This is a genomic window from Duganella sp. GW821-FHT01E12 (genome assembly GCF_059422325.1).
Map to the genome: position 1 here is coordinate 1,189,482 of NZ_JBWKWR010000001.1, position 12,982 is coordinate 1,202,463.

11 protein-coding genes are annotated in these 12,982 nt (G+C 66.8%); 4 read left to right on the forward strand and 7 right to left on the reverse strand.

What is annotated here, in order from left to right; translation table 11 throughout:
* Window positions 1–45: 45 nt before the first annotated feature.
* The 3 genes from AC07WS_RS05095 to AC07WS_RS05105 all read right to left on the reverse strand — a co-directional run bounded on the left by AC07WS_RS05095 (window position 46) and on the right by AC07WS_RS05105 (window position 2,344).
* On the reverse strand, window positions 46–618 hold the full coding sequence (locus AC07WS_RS05095; protein ID WP_494727993.1) for a hemerythrin domain-containing protein: 573 nt from the start codon (window positions 616–618) through the stop codon (window positions 46–48).
* Between the two features lie 361 nt (window positions 619–979).
* Window positions 980–1,690, reverse strand: a complete 711-nt coding sequence (locus tag AC07WS_RS05100) for an SDR family oxidoreductase (protein WP_494727994.1) — start codon at window positions 1,688–1,690, stop codon at window positions 980–982.
* Window positions 1,691–1,765: 75 nt separating this feature from the next.
* The gene (locus tag AC07WS_RS05105) at window positions 1,766–2,344 is read right to left on the reverse strand and encodes a TetR/AcrR family transcriptional regulator (protein WP_494727995.1); all 579 of its coding nucleotides are present in this window, start codon (window positions 2,342–2,344) and stop codon (window positions 1,766–1,768) included.
* Window positions 2,345–2,447: 103 nt separating this feature from the next.
* On the opposite strand from AC07WS_RS05105, the gene AC07WS_RS05110 reads away from it, so the two are divergent.
* From AC07WS_RS05110 to pepN, 3 genes are all read left to right on the forward strand, one after another.
* The gene (locus tag AC07WS_RS05110; RefSeq protein WP_494727996.1) at window positions 2,448–2,702 is read left to right on the forward strand and encodes a hypothetical protein; all 255 of its coding nucleotides are present in this window, start codon (window positions 2,448–2,450) and stop codon (window positions 2,700–2,702) included.
* A 133-nt stretch (window positions 2,703–2,835) separates the two neighbouring features.
* Complete coding sequence (locus AC07WS_RS05115; protein WP_494727997.1) at window positions 2,836–4,902, forward strand: S9 family peptidase; 2,067 nt, start codon at window positions 2,836–2,838, stop codon at window positions 4,900–4,902.
* A gap of 64 nt (window positions 4,903–4,966) precedes the next feature.
* The gene (pepN, locus tag AC07WS_RS05120) at window positions 4,967–7,612 is read left to right on the forward strand and encodes an aminopeptidase N (RefSeq protein ID WP_494727998.1); all 2,646 of its coding nucleotides are present in this window, start codon (window positions 4,967–4,969) and stop codon (window positions 7,610–7,612) included.
* On the opposite strand, the gene AC07WS_RS05125 is transcribed toward pepN, so the two are convergent.
* From AC07WS_RS05125 to AC07WS_RS05140, 4 genes are all read right to left on the reverse strand, one after another.
* Window positions 7,609–8,313 carry a hypothetical protein gene (locus AC07WS_RS05125; RefSeq protein WP_494727999.1) on the reverse strand — a complete coding sequence of 235 codons (705 nt, stop codon included), beginning with the start codon at window positions 8,311–8,313 and terminating at the stop codon, window positions 7,609–7,611. The genes pepN and AC07WS_RS05125 overlap by 4 nt on opposite strands.
* A gap of 294 nt (window positions 8,314–8,607) precedes the next feature.
* Complete coding sequence (locus tag AC07WS_RS05130) at window positions 8,608–9,003, reverse strand: hypothetical protein (RefSeq protein ID WP_494728000.1); 396 nt, start codon at window positions 9,001–9,003, stop codon at window positions 8,608–8,610.
* A gap of 29 nt (window positions 9,004–9,032) precedes the next feature.
* Entirely contained in the window at window positions 9,033–10,043 is a 1,011-nt protein-coding gene (locus tag AC07WS_RS05135) for a hypothetical protein (RefSeq protein ID WP_494728001.1), read from the reverse strand.
* Window positions 10,044–10,114: 71 nt separating this feature from the next.
* Complete coding sequence (locus AC07WS_RS05140) at window positions 10,115–11,323, reverse strand: TIGR04552 family protein (protein WP_494728002.1); 1,209 nt, start codon at window positions 11,321–11,323, stop codon at window positions 10,115–10,117.
* Between the two features lie 256 nt (window positions 11,324–11,579).
* Here AC07WS_RS05140 and AC07WS_RS05145 point away from each other — a divergent pair, with 256 nt between their 5' ends.
* On the forward strand, window positions 11,580–12,980 hold the full coding sequence (locus AC07WS_RS05145; RefSeq protein WP_494728003.1) for a GntP family permease: 1,401 nt from the start codon (window positions 11,580–11,582) through the stop codon (window positions 12,978–12,980).
* Window positions 12,981–12,982: the final 2 nt, after the last annotated feature.

Genomic DNA, 12,982 nt, shown 5'->3' on the forward strand with positions numbered 1-12,982 from the left:
GCGCGACTCAAAACAACAGTGCGCCGGCGGGGCGCTTGCGGCAGATCAGGCCGCCGCCGCGCCGGAGCCGGCCTGGTAGACGCGGGCGCGGCGCGGACGCAGCTCCGGCTGGGTGGCGGCGCCGTTGTCCTCCTGCGCCAGGAACTGGCTGCCGATCTCGAACCACTCTTCGCTGGAGATCACTTTTTGCGCCAGCGGCAGCAATTCCTGTTCTTCCTTGTCGAGGCGCTTGAGCAGGTTCTGGCAGTACAGGTCCACCGTGCGGCACAGGAACTTGCCCTGCGAGGCGCTGCGGCGCATGGCGCGGCGCAGGCATTTGTGCACGGCGTTGAGCATGGCGCCGCCGAGGCGGCTGAGCGATTCGAGGTCGTTGATCAGGGCGCCGCAGCTGGCGTCGGCCGCGCGCACGGCCGGCATCAGGCAGGCCTCGACCTTGCGCTGGTGGCGCGTTTCGGCAAAGGTGGTCAATTCCTTGAGCTGGGACTCGATGAACACAGGATCGATTTCCTGCGGGCGGCGCGCGATCGCCTGCACGTACTGCAGCAGGCGCGCGATGAAGTGGCGTTCTTTCTTTTGTTCGATGGACAGTGTCAACAAGACATAGGTGGCAGTAAGCATAACGTTTCCCGTAATTCGTCTGACTTCGGCTGCGCGGCAAGCGTTGGATGGCGGACGCGCCCGAGGTGGAGACTGCTACCTTAGCGCCATGGCGGACCCATTCAACGTCGATTTACAATTGTTCACAACTGCTTGTGTGGCAATAACAGTATCGAAACACGATCGCGAAGATTACCGGCGGGGAAAACGAATGTACGCATGTCAAGCCGGTCGTGAACATGCGTACTCTTCCTGACTGAGTGGGAAATTATGCACCTATTTTGCTCACGAAAATACGTGTTTTATTGCGCCGATCAAAAAATATTTTGTATCAGCTGCGGCGATCTTTTGCCGCAGCCAAATTGTTGCGCTGCGGCGGGCCTCAGGCCGCGCGCGGCTCGCCCAGGTAGGCGCTGCGCGCGGCGGTGAAGCCTTGCTTGACCTGGCGCGCGGTGTCGTCGGTCAGCACCTCGTCGTGGCCCGCCTCCAGCGCTGCGACGATGGCGCGGGCGACGTCGGCCGGCGCCGCCTTCGGCGCGTCGACGCCGTCGGTCATGTCGGTGTCCATATAGCCCATGTGGGCGCCCAGCACCTGCGTGCCTTGCGCGTGCAGTTCGCCGCGCAGGCCGTTGGTCAGCGCCCAGGCGGCCGCCTTGGAGACGCTGTAGGTGCCGCTGCCGGGCAGGGTGAGCCAGCTGAGCGCGGACAGGATGTTGACGATGGCGCCGCCGCCGTTGCGCGCCAGCGCGGGCGCGAAGGCCTGGCTGAGCGCCATCGGGCCGTACAGGTTGGTGTCCAGTTCGGCGCGCAGCGCGGCGGCCGCGTCCGGCGCGCCCACGGTGCTGCCGGTGAAGATGCCGGCGTTGTTGATCAGGATGGTCAGGTCGGGGATGGCTTGCGCGGCGGCCGCGATGTCGGCCGGCTTGGTGACGTCGAGCTTGATCGGCGTCACGCCCGCCAGCGCGACGGCGGCGGGATTGCGCACGCCGGCGTACACCTTGCGCGCGCCGCCGGCCAGGGCGGCCTGGGCCAGCGCGTGGCCCAGGCCGCGGTTGGCGCCGGTGATGAGGATGACTGCGTTCTTGATTTGCATGATGTTTCCTTTCGGTGGGTGAGTGGGGTGGAGCAATATGACCGGTCGTCTTAAAAAATGGCGAAAAAAACCGCGTCACAGCAGGATGCGGTTCAGCACCAGGTCGGCAAAGCGGTCCAGCGGCGCGCGGCCGTGGACGGCCTTGGCGTGCAGCACCGCGCCCTGCCAGGCGTCGATGATGAAATGGGCCAGCTCCAGCGCCGGCTGCGGCGCGCCGACGCTGCCGTCGCGCTGGGCTTCGGCGATCACCGCCGCCAGCCGCCCGGCCCAGCCGTCGAAGTTGCTGCGCAGCGCCTCGCGCATGGCAGGGATCTGGTTCGACAGCTCGGCGCTGAAATTGCCCAGCAGGCAGCCGCAGTGGTAGTCGGTGGCGGCGTTGGCGCCGATCAGCAGCTCGAAGTACCGGCTCAGCCTGGCCTTGGGCGGCAGGCTGGCGTCGTCGAGCACGGCGCAGTAGCCGGCGGCGGCCTCGGCGTAGCGTTCCAGCACCTCCAGCCCCAGCGTTTCCTTGCTGGCGAAGTGGTTGTAGAACGAGCCCTTCGGCACGCCGGCCGCTTCGGTGATGTCCTGGACGCTGGTGGCGTTGAAGCCCTTGCTATGCAGCAGGGTCAAGCCGGCGGCGACGAGTTGTTGTTTGACGTTGGGTTTAGCCATGCATTAAATATGACCGGTCGTCTTAAAATAGTCAAGACATATTTTTGTTATCAATATATGATGCCAATACACTAACCATAATTTCTTTATAAGGGTTTTGACTATGAATTCCAAACACTTCTGGGTATTGGGCGGTATCTGTGCCGGGCTGCTGACTGGCTGCGCATCCACCGGCGACACCAGCGCGCCTGCGCCGGCGTCGGCCGCCGCGGACTGCCGCGCTTCCGAACCCACCACGGGCACGTCGATCCGCCGCCGCGACTGCTCGTCGGACGCGAAAATGGTCAACGCCGACGACTTCAAGAGCCTGCAGCGCGACAGCGTCGGCGTGGGCACCGGCGTCGGCGGCGCCAAGTAAGACGCCATCCTCTCATTCGCGTATCGGCATGTAACAACGGCATAACTGTTTTGCTTGCTGCACTGCGATCTTGGTATCATGCCGGCAGCCGGCCACCAGCCGGTATTTTTCTTATAACGTCGGAGATCACCGAATGAGACTACCACTGCTGCTGCTGGGGGCCGCTGTCGCGGCGTCCAGCGCCATGGCCGCGCCGCGCGGCTTTACCGTTGAAGACCTGGTCAAGATGGAGCGCGCAGGCAGCCCAGTGCTGTCGCCGGACGCCAACCGCATCGTCTACACGGTGCGTTCCACCAATCTGGACAAGAACCGTGGCAACACCCAATTGTGGATGCTGGACCTGCGCGCGCCCAAGGCCGCGCCGGTGCGCCTGACCCAGGCCGACGCCAGCAGCAGCGATCCCGAATGGTCGCCGGCCGGCGACGCGGTGTACTTCCTGTCGGCCCGTTCCGGCTCGCAGCAGGTGTGGCGCCTGCCGCTGGCTGGCGGCGAGGCGGCGCGCGTGACCGACCTGCCGCTGGACGTGGAAAACTTCCGCCTGTCGCCGCAGGGCGACCGCCTGGCGCTGAGCCTGGCAGTGTTCCGCGATTGCGCCGACCTGGCCTGCAGCAAGGCGCGCCTGGACGCGCAGGGCAAGCTCAAGGCCAGCGGCAAGGTCTACGACAAGCTGTTCGTGCGCCACTGGGACACCTGGGCCGACGGCCGTACCAATGTGCTGTACAGCGCGACTATCGACGCGACCGGCAAGGTCAGCGCGCAGCCGGTCAGCCTGTCCGGCGCGCTCGACGGCGACGTGCCGTCCAAGCCGTTCGGCGACCACGACGAGTACCACTTCAGCCCGGACGGCAAGACCGTGGTGTTCTCGGCCCGCATCGCCGGCAAGACCGAGGCGTGGTCGACCAACTTCGACGTCTACAGCGTGCCGGCCGAGGGCGGCGCGGCCAGGAACCTGAGCGCCGACAACCAGGCCTGGGACACCAGGGCGATCTATTCGCCGGACGGCAAGACGCTGGCCTATCTGGCGATGGACAAGCCCACCTTCGAGGCCGACCGCTTCCACCTGGTGCTGATGGATGTCGCCACCGGCAAGAAGCGCACCGTGGCCGACCACTGGGACCGCTCGATCGCCGACTACCGCTGGACCCCGGACGGCAAGACCCTGCTGGCGACCGCCGACGACGTCGGCCAGCACCGCCTGTTCGCCATCGACGCCGCCAGCGGCAAGGTGGCGCCTTTGACCGGCAACGGCTATGTCAGCGGCTTCGACGTGGCGCGCGACACCGTGGTGATGGCGCAGGCCAACCTGGCCTCGGGCGCGCAGCTGTTCAAGTTCAAGCTGGGCGCTTCGGCCAATGCGGCCGACAAGGCGCAGCAGCTGACCACGCTCAACGCGCAGGCGCTGGCCGACGTCCAGTTCGGCCAGTACGAGCAGTTCTCCTTCGCCGGCGCCAACGGCGAGACCGTCTACGGCCACGTGATGAAGCCGTGGAACGCCCAGCCCGGCGTGAAGTATCCGATCGCCTTCCTGGTGCACGGCGGCCCGCAGGGCAGCTTCGGCAACGCGTGGAGCTACCGCTGGAATCCGCAGGTGTACGCCGGCGCCGGCTACGCCACCGTGTTCATCGACTTCCACGGCTCGACCGGCTACGGCCAGAAGTTCACCGATTCGATCAGCGGCGACTGGGGCGGCAAGCCTTTGGAGGACCTGCAAAAAGGTCTGGCCGCGGCGGTGCAGAAGTTCCCGTGGCTGGACCGCGAGCGCAGCTGCGCGCTGGGCGCGTCCTACGGCGGTTACATGATGAACTGGATCGAGGGCAGCTGGCCGGACGGCTTCAAGTGCATCGTCAACCATGACGGCGTGTTCGACACGCGCGGCATGGCCTACGCCACCGAGGAGATCTGGTTCACCGAGTGGGAAAACGGCGGCGCCTACTACGACGTGCCGGAACTGCACGAGAAGTTCAACCCGGCGCTGAAGGTGAAGAACTGGAAGACGCCGATGCTGGTGGTGCAGGGAGATATGGACTTCCGCATCCCGACCACGCAGGGCCTGGGCACCTTCACCGCGCTGCAACGGCGCGGCGTCCCGAGCAAGCTCTTGATGTTCCCGGACGAGAACCACTGGGTGCTCAAGCCGGCCAACTCGGTGCTGTGGCACCACACGGTGATCGACTGGCTCGACACCTACCTGAAGAAATAATCAAGCAGTTTAACAACGCAACGCCCGCAGCCCTTGCGGGCGTTGCCGCATTCAAGGAACATCCATGAAGAAATGCATGATCGTGGCCGCCATCGCGCTGGCCTATGGCGCCGCGCAGGCCGCGGCCGCCACCACCGCCGCCGCCGCGCCGCGCGCGGAAAACGCCTTCCTGTCGCAGGCCGACGCCGCCGCCCGTGCGGCGCGCGTGTCCAACGTCGACTACACGCTGGACTTCACGCTGACCGGCAAGGAAACCTTCTCCGGCACCACCACGCTGGCCTTCGACCTGAGCGACGCCGGCGCGCCGCTGACCATCGACCTCGACAAGGCCAACATCGTCAGCCTGACCGTCAACGGCAAGGACGTGGCGCCGCGGTACAACCAATGGTTCATCACCCTCGCGCCGGCCGACCTGAAGGCCGGGCGCAACAGCGTCACCGTCAGCTACACGCGCCTGCACAGCACCAACGGCGAGGGCTTGCACCGCATGGTCGATCCGGTCGACCACCGGGTCTACACCTACTCGCACTTCGAGCCGGCCGCCGCGCACCAGATGTTCCCCGTGTTCGACCAGCCCGACCTGAAGGGCACGTACGAGATCACCGTCACCGCGCCGGCCGACTGGGTGGTGTCGTCGACCCGGCGCGAGACCGGCATCCAGGACATCGGCAACACCCGGCGCTGGACCTTCCCGCGCACCAAGAAGCTGAGCTCGTACAACTTCGCCATGCACGCCGGCCCGTACCAGGTGTGGGAGGACCACAGCGGCCCGTATCCGCAGCGCCTGTTCGCGCGGCAGTCGGTGGCGGCGCAGGTGTCGCCGCAGGACTGGTTCAACTACACGCGCCGCGGCCTGGCCTTCTTCGACCGCTACTTCGGCGTGCCCTACCAGTTCGAGAAATACGACCAGCTGCTGGTGCCGGACTTCCTGTACGGCGCGATGGAAAACGCGGCGGCGATCACCTTCGCCGAGGGCCGCTTCCTGCACCAGGACGAGATGACGGCGGCGCAGAAGCAGAACCTGGCCGGCGTTATCATGCACGAGATGGCGCACCAGTGGTTCGGCGACCTGGTGACGATGAAGTGGTGGAACGGCCTGTGGCTCAACGAGAGCTTCGCCTCCTTCATGGGCACGCTGGCGACCGCCGAGTCGACCGAGTTCAGCAACGCCTGGCAGGGCTTCTACTCGGGCGCCAAGCAGGGCGCCTACGTGCAGGACCAGCGCGTGACCACGCACGCGATCGAGACGCCGGTGCCGTCCACCGCCAACGCCTTCGACAACATCGACGCCATCACCTATTCCAAGGGCGCGTCCACCTTGAAGCAGCTGCGCCACCTGCTGGGCGAGGAAGTGTTCCGCCAGGGCGTGCACAACTACCTGGTCAAGTATTCGTACCAGAACGCCAGGCTGGACGACTTCATCGGCAGCCTGGGCGAGGCCGCGCACCGCGACCTGAGCGGCTGGACCAGGCAGTGGTTGTACGAGCCGGGCGTGAACACCATCGCGGCGGAATACAGCTGCGCCGGCGGCAAGATCAACAGCTTCCAGCTGCGCCAGAGCGCGCCAAGCAAGGCGATGCCGACGCTGCGCGAACAGCGTGTGCAGATCGGTCTGTTCAAGCTCGGCGCGGACGGGCTGGCGCTGAGCAAGAACGTGGCCGTCACCTACCAGGGCGCGGTCACGGCCGTGCCGGAACTGAAGGGCGCGGCCTGCCCGGACCTGGTCTATCCGAACTACCAGGACTGGGGTTACGCGCAGGTGCAGCTGGATAAGAAATCCTTCGCCACGGCGCAATCCAGCCTGGCCAAGGTGGACGATCCGTTGCTGCGCTCGATGTTGTGGCAAAGCCTGTGGGACGGCGTGCGCGCGGCCAAGCTGCCGCTCAACGAGTTCCTGAAGACCGCGCTGGCCAACGCGCCGGGCGAAAAGGATTACACGCTGCTGGGCGACATCACCGGCAAGCTGCGCGCCTCCAAGGCCTATCTGGACCTGATGGGGCCTTCGGCCGACGGCTACAAGGCGCAGATGACGGCGCAGCTGGAGCAGATGGCCTTCGCGGCGGCCAATGCCGCCAGCGGCGACAAGAACTTCCAGCGCCGCTGGTTCGCGACCTACGTGGACGTGGCCAGCAGCCCGGCCGCGCTGACGCAGCTGGCCGACATCCTCGCCGGCAAGCTGGTGGTGCCGGGCCTGAACGTCAGCCAGGACGTGCGCTGGGACATCGTCAATCGCCTGAACCGCTACGCCTATCCGGGCGCGGCGGCCTTGCTGGCGGCGGAACAGGAGCGCGACAAGTCCGACAGCGGCCAGGCCGCCGCCTTGTCGGCCGCCGTGGTGCGGCCGGACGCCAAGGTTAAGGCCGAATGGCTGGCCAACATCGCCGACCTGCAAACCAAGCTGCCGTTCTCCAAGGTGCGGCGGGCGATGGAAAGCCTGTATCCACCCGAGCAGGGCGTCTTGAGCGAGCTGAGCGCCGGCCAGCGCCTGGCGCAGCTGGGGCAGATCGACAAGGCTGCCGGCCCGGTGTTCATGCGCGCCTATGCCAACACGATGATCCCGGCCAGCTGCACGCCGGCCAGTGTGCAGCGCCTGCAAGGGGCGATCGGCAAGTTGAAGGACTTGTCGGCCGGCACACGGCGCGCGCTGCTGGTGACGCATCAGGAAGACGAGCGCTGCGTGGCCATCAAGAAGGCGATGACGGTGAACTAGAACGGGGCGGCGTCATGGCTTGGCGTGCGGTTTTTTTTTGCACGCCGCTTGCGGCGGGTGGCTTTTCCTGAGCCCGTCTTGCGGTGATCGCCATTGCCATGCTCCGCCGGCCGCGGCCCGGATTGGCGCGCTGTGTTTTGGCCCACGGCGGGTTGGCGCGCTGACGGTTGCGGCGAAGCTGGCGTGGGTTCGACTTCGGCCGGACGGCTGTTCGCCAGCTCGCCGCCCTCGTGCAGGCGCGCTATCGCGGCTTTGCGCGCCGAGCGGCAGACGTCGGCCAGCAGCCATTCGCTGCTGCCGGGAAGGCGCAGCCACACGGCTTTCCATGCGTTGCGGTTGCCGCTGCCGTGCAGGTTCGCGAAGCACGATGGCGACACCGCGTGCCCTTCATATTGGATTTCCGTTCCCACCACCGTGGCGAAATAGGGCTGGCGGCCGAAGCTGGCGCGCAGCCTCGTGCCCTCGGGAAGAAAGACCTGTTTCCATTGGTATCCCGCCTCGGTTGTCGCGGCAGGCTGCTGCGGGGCTGGCGGCTTCGGGTTGATGTAGTTGCGTATCGCCGCGATGATGTGGGGCTCGTGGGCCATGGAATTCGACCAGAAATCGCCGGTGAATTCGCCCAGTTCGACCAGCACGTCGTCCGGTACGCGGATCGGGAATTGGAGCTTGTACGTGGGCTTGATCTTGGGCGAGGTAGGCATGGGGGGCTCTCTAAAATCGGTTTTTACTAAGCGCTGCTAACCACTACTAACCTTTACTACACAGCGCTATCGCTTACTAAAAATGCCGTGCCGAACGCTAATCGCTACTAATTTTTCGGCCTGTATTCGTTAGAGGCGATTAGTATTTTTTAGTTCCGAAAATAGCGCGGAGTCGCACGAAATATCAGCGGTTAGCATTGGGTAGTAATGGTTAGCGCGTTTTAGTAAAAGCCGAAAAAAAAGGGCACGCCCCGTGTGTACCCCAGGATCTTTCCGACGGCACCGACCCAATACCTATTGGCTGGATTCGACGTTCAGCACGCAGCGGCCGGCGCGGCAGACGGCGCCGGCGTCCACCGCCAGCATGCAGTTCGACAGCACGTGGCCGCGCTTGTCCTCTTCGACGCGGGCGGCGGCGTGCTGCGCCACCAGCTGTTTGAGCTTGGCGCCGTCCTGCGCGCGGTCGGACCAGGCGAGGTAGCGCTCCGGCCCGCCGCAAGCCTTGGCGCCGACGGCGATGGTGTGGCATTGGCTGTCGCGGTCGCAGCCGGTGTCGGCGTTCAGGGTTTCGATCTTTTGCCACAGCGAGGCCGCGTTCGTGTTGGCGGGCGGCGTGCTCTGGCAGGCGGCGGCGATCAGCATGAGCGCGCCAATGGCGGCCAGGCGCAGGGGGAGGAGAGAGGTTTTCATCGGCACATCATGTGCCTGTTCCCCGTCTTTTACAAGCGTTCGCTGAGGCGCGCCTTGCGCGCCATGCCGTCCGGGCCGAACAGGATGACGAAGTCGGCATAGCGCGGCTGGCCGTCGGCGGCGCGCCGCAGCGACGGATAGCGGTAGCGCCACACCTGGTAGCCGCTGTCGAAGCGGAGCACGGTGGCCGGACCCAGCGCGTCCCGCATCTGCTGCGCGCTGCGATGGTCGTCGGCCACGGCGCTGTCGGCCGCGCCCGGCGGATCGTCCTGATAAGCCAGTTCCAGCAGCGTGTCGTCGGACCAGCCGTGGTCCCACAAGGGCGCGTAAAAGCTGCGCTCGAGCAGCACCTGGCAATCGCAGAAGGGCAGCGTGGCCGGGGTCTGCGTGCCGCCGGCGTACAGCATGGAAAAGGGCAGCGCCTCGCTGCGCGCGCCGTCGCGCAGCGTGACGGCGAACAGCGGCCGTTCGCTGAAGAACAGGTAATTGCCTTGCGGCGAGGAGCAGACCTGGTCGGGGTCGGTGAACAGCTCGCCCAGCCAGGCGAACAGGCGGGCGTTGTTCGACACCAGCCCGGCCTGCATGCCGACCAGGCATTCGAGCCGCAGGTCGCCCAGGCGCCGCATATTGGCCGGCACGCCGGGACTGCGCACCTGCGCGCGCCAGGTCAGCGTGCTGGTCTTGCTGCTGGCGATCAGGGCCGCGTCTTCCCGCAGCGCCTGCTCGTCGAGCGGCAGCGTGAAGGTGTGGTCGGGCGCCACCGCGACCGGCAGCGACAGCGTGTCGCCAACCACGCGCAGCGTGATGCCGTCGAGCCGCGTGGTGGGCAGGCGCGGCAGCAGCTCGAAGCGCAGCGTGGCCTGCGGCGCCAGCGCGCGGTCGCGCTCGAAGCGGCGCATGCCGGCGATCATCCTGCGGTAGGATTTGTCGACCGGGTCGCGCGTGGCCGTGACGGTCACGCGCGGCGGTTCGGCCTGCTGGCCGTGGGCGGCGCCGGCCAGCGCCGCGGCCAGCAGCCAGAGGGGGACTCGATTGCGCATCGCCGTTCCTTCCGGCCAAAGCCCCATGGTAGAGGCTTGCGCGTTGCAGCGGCGCACCGCTGGCCGAGGGGTCAGCGGCCCGTCACCGGCGCCGCGTCCGCGGGTGTCTCGGCGGGGCGCGCGACGGCGGGCTGGCTGGCCGGCTGCTGCCCGATCCAGCGCAGCAGCTCGCGGCCGAACACGCGGGTGCGGGCGGTGTCGATCTGGCGCTTCTTGTAGGCGTCGTGGCTGGCCGGGCCGGTCAGGCTGCGCTGGTAGCTGGCCTCGTCCATCAGCTGGATCTCGTACTCGAAGAAGAAGCCGACGTCGTAGTCCTGCTCGGGGCCGGCGTCGAGCTGCTGCACGTGGATCATCTTGCGCACCGTGACCTGGATGCTGTTGAAGCCGCTGCCGCTGTGCGGATTGTCGCAGCGCGTCTGCGGCTGCGCCAGCTCGGCCAGCTCGGCGTCCATGGTTTGCAGCAGCGCGGCCGGGTACTCCTCGCTGTGCTCGAGCCGGGCGCGGTACTTGGTGAAGACCTGCTTGGCCGCCTCCAGGTCCAGCAGGGTGTTGCGGGTGCGTTCGGCGTCGACGTTGGTGATCGACAGCAGGTGGGCGCGCTGCAGCGTGCGCAGCGCCAGCAGGCATTCGAAGCGGGTGGCGAACACCAGCCGCACGCCCAGGTGGTCGAAGATGTCGGCCGCCAGGTAGGCCGCCTTCTGCAGCAGCTTGAGCAGGATGCTGTTGCGGCCCTTGTTGTCCTTGCGGTCGTAGTGCAGCATCGGCAGGCACACCTCGCCGTCGGTCAGGTAGTGGCGCTCGCCGTCGTGGCGGATCACCTCGTCGAGCGTGCCGAACACCTGGGCGCGGATGGCGTGGAAGTGGCGCAGCTTGAGGTTGTTGTCGATGTAAAAAATCCCGTGCATGACCTTGAGCACCGCGCACGACCACATGCGCCGCAGGTCCACGTGCTGGCCGCGCAGCGAGGCGTACACCAGCAGCAGCAGGGGATCGTCCGGATCGGCGACCTCGGGCGGGATCAGCGCGGCCTGCGCCGGCGTCAGGAAGCTGTGCCGGATGAACTCGACCGCCTCGCGGTGGGCGCGCCGTATCAAGGCCGTGGCGGCCGGCTGGTCCAGGTCGAAGCCGTACTCGCGCACGAACTGCTGGGCGTCGTGCAGATTGCGCAAGGCCAGCGCGCCCAGGTCGATCGCCGAGACGCCGTTGGCGATCGCGTTGAGATAGCTCCAGTTGAGCGAGAACTTGCCCCCGCTCTTGAGCGAGGCTTTGAGTTCGGACATGGCATCAGGCACGGGCTGCGATGATTCAGTATCGCAGCCAGTTTGCCCAGCGTCAATGCTGCACCGCCGCAGCGCGCCGGCGGCCGCCCAGCGTGGCGCTCGCTTCTCCCGGTCGCCGGTTTCCCGCGCCGCCACGTGATCGCCATGGCGTCCATCGTTGCGAAAAAATAAATGCGCGTTCTGCTTTGAGTCCAGCTACGCCGGCGCCGGTTTCTCACTACAATGCAGCGATCTCATTTGAAACGATGGAGTCCGCATGTCCTTTCTGATTGTCCTTGCCGCACTCGTGTTCCTGATGCTGGCCGCCTATCGCGGCTACAGCGTGATCCTGTTCGCGCCGGTGGCGGCGCTGGGCGCCGTCTTGCTGACCGATCCCGGCGCGGTGGCGCCGGTGTTCAGCGGCATCTTCATGGAGAAGATGGTCGGCTTCGTCAAACTGTACTTCCCGGTGTTCCTGCTGGGCGCCGTGTTCGGCAAGCTGATCGAGCTGTCCGGCTTTTCCGAGTCCATCGTGGTGGCGGCCATCAAGTACATCGGCCGCGCCCGCGCCAACGCCGTCATCGTCGCCGTGTGCGCGCTGCTCACCTACGGCGGCGTGTCGCTGTTCGTGGTGGTGTTCGCGGTCTACCCCTTCGCGGCCGAGCTCTACCGCCAGAGCAACATCCCCAAGCGCCTGATGCCGGGCGCCATCGCGCTGGGCGCGTTCTCGTTCACCATGGATTCGCTGCCGGGCACGCCGCAGATCCAGAACATCATCCCCACCACCTTCTTCAAGACCACCGGCTGGGCCGCGCCGTGGCTGGGCGTGATCGGCTCGCTGTTCATCCTGGTGGTCGGCCTGAGCTTCCTCGAATGGCGCCGCCGCGCGGCCATGGCCGGCGGCGAAGGCTACGGCGCCAGCGCGGCCCAGGAGACCACGCGCAGGGCCAGCGCCGGCCTGCCGCATCCGCTGCTGGCGGTGGCGCCGCTGATCCTGGTGGGCGTGGCCAACTTCGCGCTGACCAGGCAGATCCCCGGCTGGTACGGCGACAGCTATGCGCTGACCACGGCGGCGCTGCCCGGCCTGCACGCGCCGGTGGCGGTGCCGATCAAGACCGTCATCGGCATCTGGGCGGTGGAGGGCGCGCTGCTGATGGGCATTCTGCTGGTGGTGGCCACCGCCTTCGGCCGCATCCGCGGCAGCTTCGCCGAGGGCACCAAGGCGGCGGTCGGCGGCGCGCTGCTGGCGGCGATGAACACCGCCTCCGAGTACGGCTTCGGCGGCGTGATCGCCTCGCTGCCGGGCTTCCTGGTGGTCAGCGACGCGCTGCGCAGCGTGCCCAATCCGCTGGTGAACGCGGCCGTGTCGGTGAGCTCGCTGGCCGGCATCACCGGCTCGGCCTCGGGCGGCATGAGCATCGCGCTGGCGGCCATGGCCGACACCTTCGTCAAGGGCGCGCAGGCGGCCAACATTCCGCTCGAGGTATTGCACAGGGTGGTGGCGATGGCCAGCGGCGGCATGGACACGCTGCCGCACAACGGCGCCGTCATCACGCTGCTGGCGGTCACCGGCCTGACCCACCGCGAATCGTACAAGGAGATTTTCGCCATCACGCTGATCAAGACCACGGCGGTGTTCTTCGTGATCGCCGTGTACTACCTGACCGGGCTGGTGTGACG